We start from the raw sequence: 17,764 nt of genomic DNA on the forward strand, positions 1-17,764 counted from the left end.
AGGGATAGTACGGGACATCCCACATGTTTAGTAAGGGAGGAAAGACCATGAAAGAATTTAAATTATGGCGGTTGTTCATTGTGTTTGCCGTTTGTATTATGGCTATTGCAGGCTGTGGAAAGCAAGCGGATACGGTACAAGATAGTAAGCCATTACAAGTGGTAACTACTACAACAATGATTACAGATTTAGTACAAAAAATTGGTGGTGACCATGTAACAGTACAAGGATTGATGGGGGCTGGGGTAGACCCACATTTATACCAAGCTAGTGCAGGTGATGTATCTACTTTACAAAAAGGCGATATAATCTTCTTGAATGGTATCCATTTAGAAGGTAAAATGGGCCAAGTATTCCAAGAATTAAAAAAATCCAACAAAACAGTAGTGGAAGTGTCTAAAGATATGGATCCATCCACATTGTTAGCTTTTGAAGAAGAAGGTCCAGATGCAAAAGACCCTCATATTTGGTTCGATGTACAAAACTGGAAATTAGCAGCCAAAGTAGTAAAAGACACATTAGTAGCAAAAGATCCAAAACATGAAAAAGACTATGTGGCTAATTACGAAGCATACATGAAAGAATTAGATGCAGCCGATCAATATATTAAGGATAGAACGAAAGAAATTCCTGAACAATCTCGTGTATTAGTCACTGCTCATGATGCATTCCATTACTTTGCTCGTGCTTATGGCTTTGAAGTAAAAGGCTTGCAAGGTGTGAGCACAGCTACAGAAGCGGGCACAAAAGATATGAACGACTTAGTACAATTTATTGTAGACCACAAAATCAAAGCTATCTTCGTAGAATCTTCTGTTCCTCATAAAACAATCGAAGCTGTACAAGAAGCATGTAAAGCTAAAGGTTGGGACGTAGCTATCGGCGGTGAATTATACTCCGACTCCTTAGGTTCTCCTAACACAGAAGGCGGCACTTACATTGGCATGGTCAAAGCCAACATCGATACCATTGTAGGCGCTCTTAAATGATGAGTGACAGCAAGTGTATTTTGAAAGTGAATCATCTTTCAGTAGCCTATGATGATACGGTGGTGCTGAAAGATGTATTCTTTCAGATTGAACAAGGAACGATGACGGCCATAGTTGGTCCTAATGGTGCCGGCAAATCAACCTTGGTGAAAGCCATGTTAGGACTTGTGCCATTAGTAGAAGGAACGATTGAGTTAACATTAGATGCTAAAACAGTTTCTGCTTATGGAGGCGTGAAAACGAATAGTATTTATAACCATATTGCCTACGTACCACAAACCTCAGCAGTAGATTGGGATTATCCCATTACGGTGTTTGAGGTGGTATTGATGGGCACCTACCGTAGACTAGGTTGGTTTACACGCCCAGGGAAACGTGAACGAGATGAGGCGACAAAAGCCTTGCAAACGGTAGGCATGTTAGACTATGCACAGCGGTCTATCTCACAATTGTCAGGAGGACAGCAACAGCGTGTATTTCTAGCTCGTGCCTTGGTGGAAAATCAAGATGTGTATATACTAGATGAGCCTTTCAAGGGTATCGATAAGACGACAGAGGCGGTACTCGTAAAGATTATGAAAGACATGCAAGCAGCAGGAAAAACATTGCTAATCGTACATCATAATTTGCAAACTTTGGAAGCTTATTTTGATCAAGTTCTCTGCGTGAATCGTAGATTGGTGGGCATGGGGCCGGTTCGAGATATAGTGGGATCCCCTATCCTAGATGAGACATATTCATACTAGGAGGCACCATGGAATTATTACAACAATATACATTTCAAATCGTAGCACTGGGGACGGTGATGTTAGGCTTGGTATGTGGCGTCATAGGAACCTTTGCAGTATTGCGTCAAGAAAGCTTACTAGGTGATGGCGTAGCCCATTCCACACTACCTGGGGTAGTGGCAGGATTTCTTCTAACAGGTGTGAAAGACACCACAGTGCTATTACTAGGTGCGATTTGCACGGCCTGTTTGTCAGAATGGATTATGTATAAAACATCCCAAAAAGGAGTTCGTTTTGATGCAGCCTTAGCTACGATTTTAGCAACCTTCTTTGGATTTGGTACAGTGTTATTAACGCGAGTACAGTCTATGGAAAATGCTGGACAGGCAGGTCTGAATACGTTTATCTTTGGACAAGCTGTAACCATGATGCAAAGTGACATTTGGGTGATGGCCATTTGTGGAACCTGCATTGTAGGTGGGGTTATTGTACTTTGGAAAGAATTGAGTCTTACCGTATTTGACCCTATTGAGGCGCAGTTGATGGGTATCCCTGTGTCAAAGGTACGATTTTTTTATCGAGCGGCGCTCGTAGTGACTATTGTGATAGGCATACGGACGGTAGGTGTTATTTTAATTAGCTCCTTGCTGATTGGTCCAGCCATGATTGGTCGCCAGTGGACTCATTCCTTGCGGACCTTGGTAATTATTGCTGCCATTAGTGGTAGTGTAGTCGCCTTTATGGGAACTTTTGTGAGCGCCTTATGGGGCAATCTTCCTACGGGCCCTATTATCATCATTGTCATGACTGGTATGATTTTATTAAGTTTAGTATTGGCTAATGGTAAACGCCTCATGAGGAGGTGTTTTGGATGAGTCATATCTTAGAAATTTGGGGTATCGCCACAGTGACAGGTATCAGCTGTAGCCTTATAGGTACATTCTTGGTGTTGCGTCGTTTATCTATGATGGTGGATGCCATTACGCATACTGTTTTTTTAGGCATTGTATTAGCCTTTTTGGTGACAAAAGATTTGAACTCGCCTTGGCTTATCATTGGTGCTACCGCTATGGGGGTAGGGACGGTGTATGCCGTAGAGTGGATGCAACGGCGTCGTTATATTAGACCAGATGCAGCTATCGGTATTGTGTTTCCCTTCTTATTTGCCTTAGCCATTGTGTTAGTTACCTTATTTGGTAAACACATACATCTCGATGTAGATACGGCGATTTTAGGCGATTTAGCCTTTGCCACATTTCAACGCTTCACCGTAGATGCCTATGACTTAGGACCTATGTTGTTATGGATTGCCATTCTGGTATGCCTTATCAATGCGGTATGTATTGCGCTGTTTAAGAAAGAATTAATCCTTACCACCTTTGATCCTGTGTGTGCTAAGATATATCAAGCGATGCCTATGGCAGTGTCCTATGGACTGATGACGTTAACCTCTTTAACTACAGTGGCATCCTTCCAAACAGTAGGAGCTATCTTGGTAACGGGTTGTATGATTGGGCCACCAGCGACAGCATTTATGCTAGCTCGTTCTGTGAAAGCAATGATTTTGATCAGTGCGTGTATATCTACTATAGCGGCAACCATTGGAGTGGCATTAGCCTTCCTGTGGGATGTATCCATTGGTGGTATGATTGCCACAGTCATCGGATGTATCTATGGACTGGTGTGGATCTATAAATATGGTAGAAACAATGGATAATAGTATCATTGTATTTCTTTAGCAAAATAAAAGAGGCTGCAACCATAGGGTTGCAGCCTCTTTTGTGATATGTGTAGTGTTTTATTTATTCATGTTTTCGATTGCTTCTGCTTCTGCTTTGTTGAATTTAGAAGCAATAACGATGCGAATTAAGCAAAGTGCAACGAAGATGTATGCTGCAAAGCCTAGCCATTCAGCTGTATCACCATAGGATTTTGCTTCAGTGAAAGCCAATTGAAGTGGAGCTTCGCTACCACCTGTACTTACGGAGAAGGCGATGATACCAGCGATGATAACGCCGATGATACTTTCACCAACGATCAAGCCAGAAGCGAACAATACGCCACGGCGGTTAGATTGTTCTACGTCAGCATCTGCATAAGCACCAGCACGTTCTTTCGCACGTTTTGTAATATAACGATTTACGAAGTAACCGATGATGGCACCCATTACAAGAGGCATTTCCAAAGTTGGAGGTAAGTAGATACCCATACCAATTGCAAGTGGTGGTAATGTTAAGGATTTTGTTGTAGATTTTAAAATTAAGTTTACAACGATAGCTACGATACCTACTACGATGCCGTAGAAAATGTATGTCCAATCCATATTAGCATTGAAGATACCTTCTGCGATTTGACGCATCAAAGTAGCTTGTGGAGCAGATAATGCTTGAGCAGGATCCATTCCTTCACGAGGCATAGCGCCTGTAAAACCATATGCATGGTATAACAAGTCAAGTACTGGAGCAATCGCTACGGCACCAGCTAAGGAACCAATTAATAGAGCTACCTGTTGTTTCCAAGGTGTAGCACCCACTAATTGACCAGTTTTCAAGTCTTGTAAGTTATCGTTGGAAATGGCTGCAATGGAGATAACCACGGATGTCATGAAGATCGCCAAGGCAGTGGAGAATTTTACGCCTTCTGGAGTAGATAATAAGTCATTGGCAGAACCGATGGCAAATACTACTAGAGAAGATACGATGATACCGATGATACCGATACCAGAGATTGGACTTGCAGAAGTACCAATCAAACCAGCCATGTAACCACAAGCAGCAGCTACGAAGAAGCCGATTAACAATGCCACTACGATACCTGCAATTACTAATGTCCAAGCAAGACCTGCAGACATTGGAAGAGCAGACACGAAAGAGTAGAAGCAAATGATTAAGCCAATAATAATTAATGCAAATACAACGCCAATAGTAGATGGTTTCATATCTGTATCCATACGGTGTGTGTCACGATATTCAGCGCTTGCCGTCATGGACTTAATAGATAATTTAATACCTTCAATAATTGGTTTGATCAATGTTAGCAATGTCCAAATCGCTGCCACACCGATAGTACCAGCACCGATAAAGCGGACTTTTGTTTTCCAAACTGTGCTAGAGAATTTGATAGCTTCCAAATTATCTGGGTTTGGTAGATGATTTGTTAAGTATGGTACGAAACCACCCCAAGCAATAATCATACCGATTAAGATAGCGATACCACTAGCAATACCAATTAGGAAGCCTGCGCCTAATAAAGCAGAGGAGAAACCGAAAGGAATTTGTGTAGCACCAGCACCTACAGGGAACCAGAATGATTTAGATTCGCCTAAGACACGTAAACCTTGTGTAACAAAACTGATGATACCAGCCAATGCGCCACCAGATACGATTTCTTTCATACCACCAGATTGTTTTACTGTTTCACCAGGAACACTGGAGCCTACTTTCAAGATTTCAGCAGCGGCACGACCTTCTGGATATGGTAAGTCGCTGTTCATAACCATAGCGCGGCGTAATGGAATGGTAAATAATACCCCAAGACAGCCACCGCAGGCGGATAATAACAATGTTTGCAATAAGTCAAAGTTTTGCCAATAACCAATCATCAATAGACCTGGCAATACGAAAATGACTGCAGATAAGGTACCAGCAGCAGATGCTTGCGTTTGTACCATGTTGTTTTCAAGAACATTGGAATCCTTGAAGAAGCGTAAGATTGCCATAGATATTACGGCAGCCGGAATGGAGGATGAGAACGTCAAACCTACTTTTAGCCCTAAGTATACGTTAGATGCAGTAAAGATTAATGTAATAATCGCACCTAGTAACATACCTCTGACTGTTAATTCCGGTAAGCTAATATCATGACTCATAAAATCATGCTTCATAGTTATACCTCCTTAAAATACACTACTATCTCATCCATTGTATCAGTATTCTCATAGACTTTCAATAAAAAATATAGTAAATATTGTATACATACGTCTTTTTGAGAGAATATAGTTAAAATATTCATATAAGGTTCATCTAGTTAGTGTATATATAAAGAAATAATTATTCCTATATCATAAGGAGACAGACTATGAAAAGAAAGATATTTGGCGCTCTATTCATGGCCGCTTGTTTACCGATGGCGTTACAGGCAGCAGATGTTACGGTGGTGAAAGAAACACCGATTGCTGTAGGTGAACGTATCTCTACGACAGCATCGCCAGAAACCAATCGCATCATCCGTGAGGAAACGATGAAAGCTAGACAAGATAAAAAACAAATCGTAGCACCAGCGGCAAAAGCGTTTACAGATCGTTTACAAGTAACAGTCAAACCAGAGACAGTGAAAGAGAATCATATGGATTTGACATACCCACGAGTGCAATCTGTCAGCCCTCACGTGACAAAAGCGATGAATAAGACGATTACAGAGTATGTAGAAAAACTTCGTAAGCAAGTCCACAAGATGAATGAAAAAGCAGTAGATGGAGAAAAACAAAATCTGTATATGAGTTATGATGTCAAAGCAGATGGGAATGGTATTTTTTCTGTCACTATCACATCCTATACAATAGAAGACAATGCGTCTCATGGGGTAAACGTGGAAAAGGGATTTACTTTTAATACCACCACAGGCCGTACGCTGTCCTTAAATGACTTTGGTGGGCTTCCACAAGAGAAGATTACAGCAGGAATACAACAATTACCGAAAGATGGTAAAAAAGCTATCTATGCAGATGCCACAGTAGGCAAGCCAAATAGTTTCTTTGCCCGTGAAAATCATGAGATTGTGTTGATTTACGACCAAGGGACTATTGCCCCTATGTCTAGTGGTAGCATTTATGTGCCAGTAGGAAACTTAGGGAAATAAGTTAAAAATCATAAGCCCACTCTGCAACTGTTAAGTAGTCATGCCTAGTGGTATCAAATATAGAAAGTATATGTACAGCTAGAGATTGTAAAAAATAAGTAGGAAATGAAATAGAGGAAAGTTGATAGGTTTTGTTCAACTTTCCTCTATTTTTATTTAGTGATTCTGTTGTTTCTTCGGAGCGTCAAGTCTCTTATAATAGGCTTTATCGATATCTGCATAGGAGATAATCCCTTGTTGTGCCATTAAGGTTAATACTGTCCGTTGTCGTTGTTTTGTAGCATCTATGTTGCTTACTGGGTTAAAGTAGGACGGCGCTTGTGGAATGCCTGCCAGCACAGCAGCTTGACTTAAGTTAAGGTCCTTTGGTTCTGTCTTAAAGTATCCTTCAGAGGCTGCTTTAATACCATAGTAATCGGTACCATAATAAATGGTGTTCAAATACATGGTGATGATTTCATCTTTGCTGTAATAATGCTCCATCAAATAGGCAAGAAATACTTCTTCCACCTTACGAGACATGATACGCTTGGAGGATAAGAATAAATTTTTTACTAATTGTTGGGTAATGGTACTACCACCTTCTACGGTTTGCCCGGCTATGGTATTTGTATACAAGGCGCGACCAATGCTAAAGAAGTCTACCGCTCCATGCTCATAAAAACGTTTATCTTCCGTAGCCACTAAAGCTTGTTTTACTATAGGGCTAATGTCTTCGCTGCGAACGCGATGCTCTAGTGGCACCCGTTTATCCATGGCCTCCTCTACAGCTTCTTTAAAATGAAAGAGACGTTTGATGCGGTCGATTCTGGAAAGTTGATCTTCCCCTTGTTCAATGGTTTGTTCTTTTATCGTATAAGCTACATGTTGCGTAGTCGTTTTAGCGTCCTCTGGGGTATACCCAGCGAACCAATATAAACCACCAGCAGCAATGGCAAGTACAAGAATGAGTTTAAAAAGTGTTTTCATGGGTTCATCATATCACATCTAGGGGGTATCAACAATAGGATGGATAGAATCTTATAGTAAAATGGTTTGTGCTTGTTATATACATATAAGATATTTGTAATGTAACAGAGTAGTGATGACGTTGAGATTGTTAGAGTTATAGTATTTTTATTAAAAAACAATAGACATTATGATTTAGCCCTTAGCAATTATGAAATGATAGGTTATAGGGAATGGCTATGGAATATCAATATATAGATTAAAAATGTATATAAAAGAATTTTTATAAAAAATACTTGCATTATTATGCAAGTAGTTGTATAATACGTTCATAAGATAGAAACAGGTACTGCATAGCAGTCATTTACACAAAGAAAGAGGTTTATTATGAGCAACATTAACAAAGTAGTATTAGCTTACTCCGGCGGTTTAGACACATCTGTTATTATTCCTTGGTTAAAAGAAAACTATGGCGCAGAAGTCATTGCAGTATGCGTAAACTTAGGCCAACCAGAAGATTATGACGCAGTAGAGAAAAAAGCCATCAAATCTGGCGCTACAAAAGCATACATTATTGATGCGCAAGAAGAATTTGTATCTGACTACATTTGGCCAGTGGTCAAAGCAGGTGCTGTATACGAAGGCAAATACCTATTAGGTACTTCTTTTGCAAGACCATTGATTGCTAAAAAATTAGTAGAAATTGCCGCACAGGAAGGTGCTGATGCCATTGCTCATGGTGCGACAGGTAAAGGGAATGACCAAGTTCGTTTTGAATTGACTATTAAAGCACTTTCACCAAATACAAAAATCATTGCACCATGGCGTGAATGGGAATTGAAATCTCGGGAAGATTGCATGGAATATGCAGCGAAACACGATATTCCAGTAGTGGCTACTAAAAAACACCCATACTCCATGGACCAAAACGTATGGCATTTATCCCATGAAGGTGGCGATTTAGAAGATCCTAAGAATGCACCTAAAAATGATGTATATTTAGTTAGCAAATCTCCAGAAGAAGCTCCAGATGTACCAACTATGGTGACCATCGACTTCAAAGAAGGTGTTCCAGTGGCAGTGAATGGTCAAGCCATGTCTCCACTTACCATCTTACAAACTTTAAATGAAATCGGCGCAGCTAATGGTATCGGCATCGTGGATATTGTAGAAAATCGGTTAGTAGGCATGAAATCTCGTGGTGTCTATGAAAATCCTGGTGGAGCTATCATCATGTATGCCCATAGAGAATTAGAATATCTTTGCCTAGACAGAGCCACATACCATTATAAAGAGTTGGTGGCAAACAAATACGGAGAACTTGTGTATGATGGCATGTGGTTTGCTCCATTGATGAGCGCTTTACAAGCTTTCGTGGATAGCACACAACAAACAGTAACCGGTCAAGTTACATTGAAATTGTACAAAGGTAATATTATCAGCGCAGGATCTACATCTCCATATTCCTTGTATAACCAAGAATTTGTAACATTTGAAGAAGATGATGTATATAACCAAGCTGATGCAGAAGGGTTCATCAATTTATTCGGATTGCCTTTGACAATTAATGCATTAATGAAAGAGAAAGCAGGTTTAAAATAATGGCGAAACTTTGGGGCGGACGGTTTACCAAAGGGACGGATAAGGCAGTAGAGGACTTCACGTCCTCTATTTCCTTTGATTCCCGCATGTATAAAGAAGATGTGGCAGGCAGTATTGCCCATGCCACAATGCTAGCAGCGCAACACATCATTTCTCAGGAAGATAAAAATGCCATCGTAGCAGGCTTACAGGCTATTGAAAAGCAGATCGATGCAGGAGATTTCGAGTTTTCTGTGGCCTTAGAAGACATCCATATGAATATAGAAAAACGCTTAACCGATACCATCGGTGAAGCGGGAGGACGCCTGCATACAGGGCGTAGCCGTAATGACCAAGTAGCAGTGGATTTGCATATGTATATTCGTAAAGCTGTGGTACACATGGGTGAGGAACTTGTGAATTTGCAACAAGCTTTCTTAGAAGTGGCAGAGAAGTATAAAGAGGTGATTATCCCTGGATATACCCATTTACAACGGGCGCAACCGGTGTTATTTAGTCACCACATGATGGCGTACTTCTCCATGATCAGTCGTGACTTTGATAATTTACTGTTAATCTTTAAACATGCTAATGTGATGCCATTAGGGGCAGGGGCTTTGGCAGGTACGACCTATCCTATCGATCAAAATATGACGAAGGAATTGTTGCATTTCGATGCCATCTATGAAAATAGTATGGATGCTGTCAGCGACCGTGACTATGTATTAGAGTTCCTCAGCTTTGGGGCAAAAGTGATGATGCATTTAAGTCGGTTAAGCGAAGAATTAATCCTATGGTCTAGCACAGAGTTTGGGTTCATCGAATTAGACGATGCCCATTGCACTGGTTCCAGCATTATGCCACAAAAGAAAAATCCAGACGTATGTGAACTCGTACGTGGTAAAACAGGTCGTATCTACGGTCATTTGATGGGACTTCTTACAACCATGAAAGGCCTGCCAATGACGTACAACAAGGATATGCAAGAAGATAAAGAAGGCGTTTTCGATACGATCGATACCTTGCATTTTGCTATCTCTATTACAGCTGACATGTTACGCCATATGAAAGTTAATGGAGACCATACAAAAGCAGTGTTGGACGATGATTTCTCCAATGCTACGGATATGGCGGACTACTTGGCGAAAAAAGGGGTACCGTTCCGTGAAGCTCATGCCATTGTAGGGGCAGCGGTACAACATTGCATTGAAAAAGGTTGTGTGTTGTTAGATTTGTCAGTGGAAGATTTCAAAGCTATTTCACACCACTTTGAAGCAGATATCTTGGATGCCATTACCATCGAAGCTTGCGTAGCAGGTCGCAGTAACTACAGTGGTACAGCGCCAGAGTGCGTAGCACGTCAAATCCGTATCGGCAAAGAAGTGCTTTCAGAAGAAATGGCACAAATTCAGGCGTGGAAAGAAAAAATCCATTTGCAATAATATCCTTAATCCTTGTCTGCTTCATTTTCTTTTAGAAGATCTTTTTGTGAATTTTTTTCAGAGAGTTTTTGATCGATATACTTATTAATATTTTCATAAAATTCTTTGGTCGTTTCACTATCCAATTTTGTCGAATTATGAATTTGATTCACTTGATTGACTTTTAAATGAACAGATTGAATACCGTAAGAGGCTTGTTTTTGGCGGAGCGTTTCTAATTGTTCTTCTGAAAGCGGATTGCCAACAATCGTCAAGACCAATTCATTTTTGTTTGACTTGTAGACTTGACTAATGACCGTATGATTGGTGAACTCTTTTCCTACAAACTGCTTGATTCCTTCTTTTCGTGCCTGATCTATCGTTAGCGTGACTGCTGAATAGGTGGCAGGAAGAATTAATAATACAATCAAGGATATCAACCCAATTCTCATTTTAATATTTAGTTCTTTAAATGAGCGTAAGGGCGATTTTCTCATCAAAATTCTTGTTCCAACAATATTGGTTAGCATGATAAAGACACAGTTAATTAAGAAAAGATAGAGAGCGCCATATATAAATTGTACATTTCCATTAGCTAAACCATAGCCTGCAGTACAGATAGGTGGCATCAGAGCTGTTGCAATGGCTACTCCTGGCACGATATTGTTCGCTTCTTTTTTTCTTGAACCAATGACACCTGCTATCCCACCTGCAATAGCAATGAGAACATCCCAAATGGTTGGAGAGGTTCGAGCAATCAACTCGCTACTTGCATAAGATATGGGAGAAATCCAGAAATACAGAGCTGAGACAAGCAAACTGACCACTACTTGAGTCAATAAAACATTTAGAGATTGTTTGATCAAACGGGTATCAAAAATAGCTAAGCCGAATCCCAGTCCAACAATCGGTGTCATAAGAGGGGAAATCAGCATGGCTCCAATAATAACAGCTGTTGAATTCATATTTAAACCTATAGAGGCAATAAAAATCGCGCACATCAAAATTACTGTATCGCTTAATCGAACATGAAGATCATCATATAATTTATCACGGTATTCACGTGCTGAATAGTTTCCTGTCATTGGTTACTCCTTTTATTTCATATAATCTTGTTTCCGCATGGGTGGTGGTAGAGCCTTCTGTCTAATCTTCTGTGTTTTAATTCTTACCGGTTATTCTATTGAAAGTTATCCATTACGTATCGCTCAGCCTAGCCTTAACATTATACCAAAATTTTATAGTATTTCTTTAAAGAAATTTATTAATTTAACAGATAGAAAAAGTAAGAAATTTTGCTTCATTTTCCAACAAAGATTTGCCACTGTCACCTAAAATATTGGGAAAGTAAATATCGAAAATATATGATAAAATGTAAGCGAATTCAAACAAAACGGTAATTTAGTGAATGCTGATTGCCGTTTTTCCATATGTTTAAGGAGGTAACAATATGCTTAAGGCAAAAATTTTTTATATATTTTTATTTTTGATCGTTGTCGAAACTATAGGCTTGTTGTTGTTGAAAAGAGGTCTAGAAATGGGCTATTTTGGCACAGAAGCTATTATCCTCGCAGTTTTTTCATTTGCTTTTTACAACCTATGTTCATTCGGTTGGGTCTACTTTACAATAAAAAACAATAAAAAATAAATAGAACAAATTGGAGGCTAACAACTCCGATTTTTTTGTATGCAGACCCCGAATTTTCGTTTTTTCATGCAAAAATAGCGCATTTTCGGTGCTGAGATGATGATTCTGGAGCTTTTTCAGATACTTTTGTGATGTATCTATCACTTGAAACGCCTACAGCACCAAGGACTTTGGGCACTTTTTAGATACTTTCCTAAAGGAGTACATTTTTCCGAAAAAGTACAATTTTTCGGAAAGTTGTATGTTGTACCAAAATTGTCTCTACCACAACATATAGAAAAATAAGTGAAATGGATAGGGAATATCCCTTTTTATTTTGCTTTAAATCAGATTTTTGGATGGAATAGTAGATGATAAGACAAAATATCTTTGAACATACAAAAAGACAAACGCCAAAAATGACGTCTGTCTACGTTCTGAGGTAGCCTTTAGGCTCCCTTTTTTCTTAGAAAATACCGATGTGTAATTGCATGCCAAGACTAGTCAGGATGATAGCAATCCAGCAAAGGGCTCCAAGAAGAATGGATTTTCCACTGGATTTGATCATAGCAATGAGGTTGGTTTTGAGACCAATAGCACTCATAGCCATGATGATGAGGAATTTGGAGAGTTGTTTGAGAGGTGAAAAGAAGCTATTGCTGACACCGAAAGATGTGAGAAGAGTAGTTAGCAGAGAAGCTAGGATAAAGTAGAGAATGAAAACGGGGAAGATTTTTTTAAGCTTTACTCCTTGGGTGTTTCCTTGTTGACGGCTTTGCCAATAGGAGAGGAAGAGAGTAATAGGGATAATAGCTAGAGTACGGGTCAGTTTGACAATAGTGGCAGACTCGAGAGTATTGCTTTGGTAAAGACTATCCCAAGCGCTAGCTGCGGCTGTTACAGAGGACGTATCGTTGACTGCAGTACCCGCAAAGAGAGCAAAACCTTCGTTGGAAAGATGGAGCCAAGAACCTAGAGTTGGAAAGATAAGAGCTGCCAAGACATTGAAGAAAAAGATAACAGAAATGGATTGGGCCACTTCTTTTTCCTTGGCGTGAATAACAGGAGCAGTCGCTGCAATGGCAGAACCGCCACAGATAGAAGAGCCTACACCAACCAGGATAGCTAGCTTTCTATCAAGGTTAAAAAATCGTTGGAAAAAGAAAGCTATAATCAGAGCAATTGAAATAGTTGAGAGGATGACAGGAAGGGAAGAATTTCCAACCTCGAAAACTTGAGAGATATTGAGTCCAAATCCCAGTAAGATAACAGCGTACTGAAGCAATTTTTTTGAGCTATAAGTCAAGCCGGCATCCAGTTGTTTATAGGAAGTGAGAAAGGGATGGAGAATCATTCCGATAAAAATGGCGAAAACAGGTGCTCCCACAACGGGCAGAAAGTCTCCTAAAACCCAAGAGATGATAGAAATGATCAGACAGGCTAACAGTCCTGCCCAATTTTTTGATAGAAATGACATAAAAACCTCCGAAAATAACTACTCCTTATTATAATCTTAATTTATCAGAAAAGTAAAATCGAAAATAGAAAGTAGGAATAAGGTAGTAAATTAACGGAATTTTGCGGTCAGAGAGCTTTTTGTAATATAATAGATAGATCAATTCATCATAAAAAAATGACCAATTTTTGACCTAAATTTATGGGTTAAATTTTTTTTGGCAAATAATATGGATTATACGGACAAAATCTATTGATTTTAAATAATAAATACCTATAAAAAAACTAAATAATACATAATAAGAGTTTATGATATAATCAATATATATTTTTGTTACTAAATACTATGAGGTACTAACAATGAAATTAATCTCTTGGAATGTGAATGGCTTGCGTGCAGCCATGACTAAAGGATTTATGGATGCATTCGATGCATTAGATGCAGATATGTTCTGCTTACAAGAAACAAAATTACAACCAGAGCAAATCGAAATGGTCTTGCCGAACCATGAACAATATTGGAATAGTGCAGTGAAAAAAGGCTATAGCGGTACGGCTATTTTCACAAAAGAAAAGCCAATTTCCGTAGTGAATGGCATTGGCATTGAGGAACATGACCAAGAAGGGCGTGTGATCACGGCGGAATATGAAAAGTTCTACTTAGTTACGTGCTATACACCGAATAGCCAACGTGAATTGGCTCGCTTGGAGTACCGCATGGAATGGGAAGTGGCATTCCGTGAGTATTTACTAGCATTAGATGCGAAAAAGCCGGTAATCCTGTGTGGTGACCTTAACGTAGCCCATCAAGAAATCGACTTAAAAAATCCTAAAGCTAACCGTAAAAATGCTGGTTTCAGTGATGAAGAACGTGAAAAAATGACAGAACTACTAGCGGCTGGATTTACAGATACATTCCGCTATTTATATCCTGATGCAGTAGATGCTTACAGCTGGTGGTCTTACATGGGCAAAGCTCGTGAACGAAACGTAGGATGGAGAATTGACTACTTCCTAGTATCCAACAGCATTGCTGATAAAATCCAAGAGGCAAAGATTCATGCGGATATTTTTGGATCTGACCATTGCCCGGTAGAACTAGTTATCGATTTATAATGTGTGGGGCGAGCGTATAGGATGTCAGTATTACATTTTGAACATATCTCTTTAGCGATTCATGGTCGTCCGATTTTACAAGATATTTCTTTTGAGGTTCAACAAGGTGAAAGTATTACCATTGTAGGTCCTTCTGGGAGCGGTAAGAGTACGATATTAAAATTGGCAAGTTCCTTGGTATCTCCTACGGAAGGTACGATTTTCTTTCATGGTAGGCCTATCGAAAGCTATGCACCGACAGAGTATCGCCAACGAGTGGCATACTGTTTCCAGCAACCCTATTTATTTGGACAAACAGTGCGAGGTAATCTAGCCTTTCCTTTTACCATGCGAGGTCGTTCTGTTGACGAAGCAAGAATCAAAGACCTATTCGATTTGTTTCATGTAGATCTACAGTTGTTAGAGAAGTCGAATACGGAGTTATCAGGTGGTGAAATGCAGCGAATTTGCTTGATTCGTAGTGTACTGTTTGCCCCTGAAGTGTTGCTATTAGATGAGGTGACGTCTGCTTTGGACACAGAAAATACGGAGTGGGTAGAACAAGGTCTTATGCAGTTGCATAAAGAAGGCTTAACCTTGTTACAGGTGACCCATAATCTAGACCAAAGTGTTCGTATGGGGCAACGTCGTATCACTGTGAAAGATGGACATATTGCAGATTGTGAGGGGCTACATGGGGAGTTTTAATGCCTTATCGAATGAATCCTTACTGATGGCAACAGGACTCATCGTCATGACTGTTATCGTGTCCTATCAACAACGGATGCGATTGGAACTAGAAATATTGCACAGCGCCTTACGAGCGGTCGTACAACTTGTAGTCGTAGGCTATCTATTGAATTTCATTTTTGGTGCGGACCATCCTTTGTTTACTAGCGGAGTATTGTTGGTGATGTTGATCAGTGCTGCTATCAATGGAGGTAAACGGGGACCGGGCATCAAACATGCCTCCTGGATTGCAGGTGTCAGCATTGGTATTGGTGCTGTTTTTACGTTAACAGTATTATTGAGTGCTAAGGTCTTGTCCTTTGCACCGTATCAAATGATTCCTGTAGGAGGCATGGTTATGTCGGGGTCCATGGTGGCAGTAGGATTGTGTTTCCGCCAAATTATAACGAGCTTTAAGCGACGCCAACAAGAGATTCAGATTAAGTTAGCCTTGGGAGCTACGCCTATGCAGTCCTGTAAAGCCATCTTGCGAGAAGCTCTGATATTTAGCTTAGAACCGACCATCGATAGTGCGAAAACATTGGGCATTGTGGCCTTGCCAGGGATGATGACAGGTTTAATTTTGGCAGGCATGAGTCCTATGGAGGCCATCAAATACCAGATTATCGTCATTTTCATGACTTTTTCAACCGTATCCATTGCCATTGCCATAGCAGGATACTTGAGTTGTCGACAATTTTTTAATACCAAAGAACAGCTGATTCTATCTGATTCGTGATAGAATCAGCTCTTTTGTGTATATGGCCTGTAAAAACATCATAAAAATAATCTAGTCATGAAAAATGGTAATCATAAGAATGTTTTATTTACAATACAAAACGAGTATAATTTACAGTAGATACTTCTATTTTCTTATGTATATTGGGCGATATACATGAGGAATTATGAACAACATATACGGTCTTTCATGAATAATTTTAATTATTACATATTATTATGAAATATACTTATTTAGAATAAGTATATGAATATGAATGAAGGGCTACTACGTATAATGCATGGTATATGTCGCGCATTTCTATATGAATAGTGCGTTACTTATAAGATATATATAGAAGGGAGGCCATGTAAGTATTTACATTAACGTCATATGTTAATGTTAGGTTGTGTAGTGAAATATGATGAAGGAGTAAATCAATGACTAAGAAAAAGAATTTCATAGCTTATTTGTCTTCAGTTTTCTTACTAATTGTCAGTCTTGTATTGACTGCATGCGGTGGTCCAAGCGATGGTAAAAAGGACGCCGCACAAAGTGGAAAAAATATTGAGATTACTGATGTAACAGGACAAACAGTAACACTTAAGAAACCTGCTGAACGTGTTGTTGTACAATGGAGTGCATCCGGTGGGGCTTTCTTAACTATGGCTGCATTAGAAGGGAAAGATGTGGCAAAGACTATTGTTGGGATTGATCCAATGTTATCAAAGTTCCGTACAGATATGTGGAATCAGTTTAAAAAAGATGTACCTGAATTAGAAAAAATACCTGTAATTGGTACTGTAAATGATAAAACATTTGATACAGAAAAAGTTATTTCTTTAAATCCAGATGTTATCTTTATTCCTCTTAATATGAAAGATCAATATGAATCTGACTATAAACCTAAACTTGATGCAGCAGGCATCACTACGATTTATATTGATTATCATGCTGAGAAATTAGAAAATCATCAAAAATCCATAGAAGCTATTGGTAAAGCCTTAGGAAAAGAAGAACGTGCTGAAGAAATTAAATCATTCTATACAGACCGATTAACCAAGGTGCTTGATCGTGTAAAAAATATCAATAAAACGAAACCAACTGTTTACATTGAAGCTGGAAATGAAGGCCCTGAAACATTTGGTGTATCATACAGCGAAAAAGTAGCTTGGGGCGCCTTAGCTACAAGAGTAGGTGGTGATTTAATTACTAAGGATGTAGTTAAATCTGCAGAACCAGTAAACCCTGAATTCGTGTTAGATAGAAACCCTGATATTATCATGATTACGGGATCTTACTGGCCAAAGAAAGCAAGTTCTATGCGTTTAGGTTTTGATACTGACGAAGCTCGTTCACAAGAGCTTTTAAAAGCTTTCACAACAGAACGTAAAGGATGGGATACGTTAAAAGCTGTAACGAATAAAAAAGTGTTCTCTGCTCACCATGGTTTACCACGTGAAGTGTATGATGTAGCTGTATTCGAATATTTAGCTAAAATATTCTATCCTGAAGAGTTCTCTGATGTAAACCCAGAAAATACACTTAAAGAGTTCTATGATAAATTCCTTCCATTCACTTATGGTGGTATTTGGTTCATGCAATTAAAATAAGAG

The 17,764-nt window shown here is 39.3% G+C and carries 16 protein-coding genes; 12 read left to right on the forward strand and 4 right to left on the reverse strand.

The features are described from left to right. The first annotated feature begins 47 nt into the window (after positions 1-47). Genes HMPREF3032_RS07235 through HMPREF3032_RS07250 form a run of 4 tightly spaced genes read left to right on the forward strand, consistent with a single transcriptional unit; the run spans position 48 to position 3,434 of the window. Entirely contained in the window at positions 48-989 is a 942-nt protein-coding gene (locus HMPREF3032_RS07235; RefSeq protein WP_062403587.1) for a metal ABC transporter solute-binding protein, Zn/Mn family, read from the forward strand. 26 nt (positions 990-1,015) lie between these two features. Further along, complete coding sequence (locus tag HMPREF3032_RS07240) at positions 1,016-1,735, forward strand: metal ABC transporter ATP-binding protein (protein ID WP_369813349.1); 720 nt, start codon at positions 1,016-1,018, stop codon at positions 1,733-1,735. An 8-nt stretch (positions 1,736-1,743) separates the two neighbouring features. Next, positions 1,744-2,592 (forward strand): metal ABC transporter permease, encoded by an 849-nt coding sequence (locus tag HMPREF3032_RS07245; protein ID WP_062403593.1) that lies wholly within the window; start codon positions 1,744-1,746, stop codon positions 2,590-2,592. Beyond that, on the forward strand, positions 2,589-3,434 hold the full coding sequence (locus tag HMPREF3032_RS07250) for a metal ABC transporter permease (protein ID WP_062403596.1): 846 nt from the start codon (positions 2,589-2,591) through the stop codon (positions 3,432-3,434). The genes HMPREF3032_RS07245 and HMPREF3032_RS07250 overlap by 4 nt, the downstream gene beginning before the upstream one ends. Positions 3,435-3,515: 81 nt before the next feature. On the opposite strand, the gene HMPREF3032_RS07255 is transcribed toward HMPREF3032_RS07250, so the two are convergent. Next, positions 3,516-5,600, reverse strand: coding sequence for an OPT family oligopeptide transporter (locus HMPREF3032_RS07255; protein WP_062403600.1), 2,085 nt, complete (start codon positions 5,598-5,600; stop codon positions 3,516-3,518). Positions 5,601-5,794: 194 nt separating this feature from the next. Here HMPREF3032_RS07255 and HMPREF3032_RS07260 point away from each other — a divergent pair, with 194 nt between their 5' ends. Continuing rightward, positions 5,795-6,574, forward strand: a complete 780-nt coding sequence (locus HMPREF3032_RS07260; protein ID WP_062403602.1) for a polysaccharide deacetylase family protein — start codon at positions 5,795-5,797, stop codon at positions 6,572-6,574. Positions 6,575-6,730: 156 nt separating this feature from the next. Here the strand turns inward: HMPREF3032_RS07260 and HMPREF3032_RS07265 are convergent, their stop codons facing one another. Continuing rightward, on the reverse strand, positions 6,731-7,543 hold the full coding sequence (locus HMPREF3032_RS07265; RefSeq protein ID WP_062403605.1) for a transglycosylase domain-containing protein: 813 nt from the start codon (positions 7,541-7,543) through the stop codon (positions 6,731-6,733). Positions 7,544-7,909: 366 nt separating this feature from the next. Here HMPREF3032_RS07265 and HMPREF3032_RS07270 point away from each other — a divergent pair, with 366 nt between their 5' ends. Both HMPREF3032_RS07270 and argH read left to right on the forward strand, forming a co-directional pair. Then, a complete protein-coding gene (locus HMPREF3032_RS07270; protein WP_009353173.1) occupies positions 7,910-9,124 on the forward strand; it encodes an argininosuccinate synthase in 1,215 nt (404 codons plus the stop codon). Further along, on the forward strand, positions 9,124-10,545 hold the full coding sequence (gene argH, locus HMPREF3032_RS07275) for an argininosuccinate lyase (RefSeq protein ID WP_062403608.1): 1,422 nt from the start codon (positions 9,124-9,126) through the stop codon (positions 10,543-10,545). Before HMPREF3032_RS07270 ends, argH begins: the two co-directional genes overlap by 1 nt. Positions 10,546-10,550: 5 nt before the next feature. Here argH and HMPREF3032_RS07280 read toward each other — a convergent pair whose 3' ends face one another. Further along, entirely contained in the window at positions 10,551-11,609 is a 1,059-nt protein-coding gene (locus HMPREF3032_RS07280) for a TIGR00341 family protein (protein WP_062403611.1), read from the reverse strand. A 365-nt stretch (positions 11,610-11,974) separates the two neighbouring features. Here HMPREF3032_RS07280 and HMPREF3032_RS07285 point away from each other — a divergent pair, with 365 nt between their 5' ends. Beyond that, on the forward strand, positions 11,975-12,172 hold the full coding sequence (locus HMPREF3032_RS07285) for a hypothetical protein (protein WP_062403614.1): 198 nt from the start codon (positions 11,975-11,977) through the stop codon (positions 12,170-12,172). A 445-nt stretch (positions 12,173-12,617) separates the two neighbouring features. On the opposite strand, the gene HMPREF3032_RS07290 is transcribed toward HMPREF3032_RS07285, so the two are convergent. Next, positions 12,618-13,628: a YeiH family protein gene (locus HMPREF3032_RS07290; RefSeq protein WP_062403617.1), complete on the reverse strand. Its 1,011-nt coding sequence runs from the start codon at positions 13,626-13,628 to the stop codon at positions 12,618-12,620. Positions 13,629-13,966: 338 nt separating this feature from the next. Between HMPREF3032_RS07290 and HMPREF3032_RS07295 the strand changes: the two genes are divergently transcribed. The 4 genes from HMPREF3032_RS07295 (at position 13,967) to HMPREF3032_RS07310 (ending at position 17,761) form a co-directional block, all read left to right on the forward strand. Next, entirely contained in the window at positions 13,967-14,722 is a 756-nt protein-coding gene (locus HMPREF3032_RS07295; protein ID WP_062403619.1) for an exodeoxyribonuclease III, read from the forward strand. A 21-nt stretch (positions 14,723-14,743) separates the two neighbouring features. Further along, positions 14,744-15,409: an ABC transporter ATP-binding protein gene (locus HMPREF3032_RS07300; protein WP_062403622.1), complete on the forward strand. Its 666-nt coding sequence runs from the start codon at positions 14,744-14,746 to the stop codon at positions 15,407-15,409. Continuing rightward, positions 15,396-16,169, forward strand: a complete 774-nt coding sequence (fetB, locus tag HMPREF3032_RS07305) for an ABC transporter permease (protein WP_062403625.1) — start codon at positions 15,396-15,398, stop codon at positions 16,167-16,169. Before HMPREF3032_RS07300 ends, fetB begins: the two co-directional genes overlap by 14 nt. Positions 16,170-16,588: 419 nt before the next feature. Next, on the forward strand, positions 16,589-17,761 hold the full coding sequence (locus HMPREF3032_RS07310) for an ABC transporter substrate-binding protein (protein ID WP_062403628.1): 1,173 nt from the start codon (positions 16,589-16,591) through the stop codon (positions 17,759-17,761). Positions 17,762-17,764 lie beyond the last annotated feature (3 nt).

Source organism: Veillonella sp. DNF00869 (genome assembly GCF_001553345.1).
GTDB lineage: Bacteria > Bacillota > Negativicutes > Veillonellales > Veillonellaceae > F0422.

What these genes read in the sequence shown, in the direction of transcription:
- HMPREF3032_RS07235 (WP_062403587.1), top strand. Translation starts at nt 48, where the DNA reads ATGAAAGAATTTAAATTATGGCGGTTGTTCATTGTGTTTGCCGTTTGT.
- HMPREF3032_RS07245 (WP_062403593.1), top strand. Translation starts at nt 1,744, where the DNA reads ATGGAATTATTACAACAATATACATTTCAAATCGTAGCACTGGGGACG.
- HMPREF3032_RS07250 (WP_062403596.1), top strand. Translation starts at nt 2,589, where the DNA reads ATGAGTCATATCTTAGAAATTTGGGGTATCGCCACAGTGACAGGTATC.
- HMPREF3032_RS07255 (WP_062403600.1), bottom strand. Translation starts at nt 5,600, where the DNA reads ATGAAGCATGATTTTATGAGTCATGATATTAGCTTACCGGAATTAACA.
- HMPREF3032_RS07260 (WP_062403602.1), top strand. Translation starts at nt 5,795, where the DNA reads ATGAAAAGAAAGATATTTGGCGCTCTATTCATGGCCGCTTGTTTACCG.
- HMPREF3032_RS07265 (WP_062403605.1), bottom strand. Translation starts at nt 7,543, where the DNA reads ATGAAAACACTTTTTAAACTCATTCTTGTACTTGCCATTGCTGCTGGT.
- HMPREF3032_RS07270 (WP_009353173.1), top strand. Translation starts at nt 7,910, where the DNA reads ATGAGCAACATTAACAAAGTAGTATTAGCTTACTCCGGCGGTTTAGAC.
- argH (WP_062403608.1), top strand. Translation starts at nt 9,124, where the DNA reads ATGGCGAAACTTTGGGGCGGACGGTTTACCAAAGGGACGGATAAGGCA.
- HMPREF3032_RS07280 (WP_062403611.1), bottom strand. Translation starts at nt 11,609, where the DNA reads ATGACAGGAAACTATTCAGCACGTGAATACCGTGATAAATTATATGAT.
- HMPREF3032_RS07285 (WP_062403614.1), top strand. Translation starts at nt 11,975, where the DNA reads ATGCTTAAGGCAAAAATTTTTTATATATTTTTATTTTTGATCGTTGTC.
- HMPREF3032_RS07290 (WP_062403617.1), bottom strand. Translation starts at nt 13,628, where the DNA reads ATGTCATTTCTATCAAAAAATTGGGCAGGACTGTTAGCCTGTCTGATC.
- HMPREF3032_RS07295 (WP_062403619.1), top strand. Translation starts at nt 13,967, where the DNA reads ATGAAATTAATCTCTTGGAATGTGAATGGCTTGCGTGCAGCCATGACT.
- HMPREF3032_RS07300 (WP_062403622.1), top strand. Translation starts at nt 14,744, where the DNA reads ATGTCAGTATTACATTTTGAACATATCTCTTTAGCGATTCATGGTCGT.
- fetB (WP_062403625.1), top strand. Translation starts at nt 15,396, where the DNA reads ATGGGGAGTTTTAATGCCTTATCGAATGAATCCTTACTGATGGCAACA.
- HMPREF3032_RS07310 (WP_062403628.1), top strand. Translation starts at nt 16,589, where the DNA reads ATGACTAAGAAAAAGAATTTCATAGCTTATTTGTCTTCAGTTTTCTTA.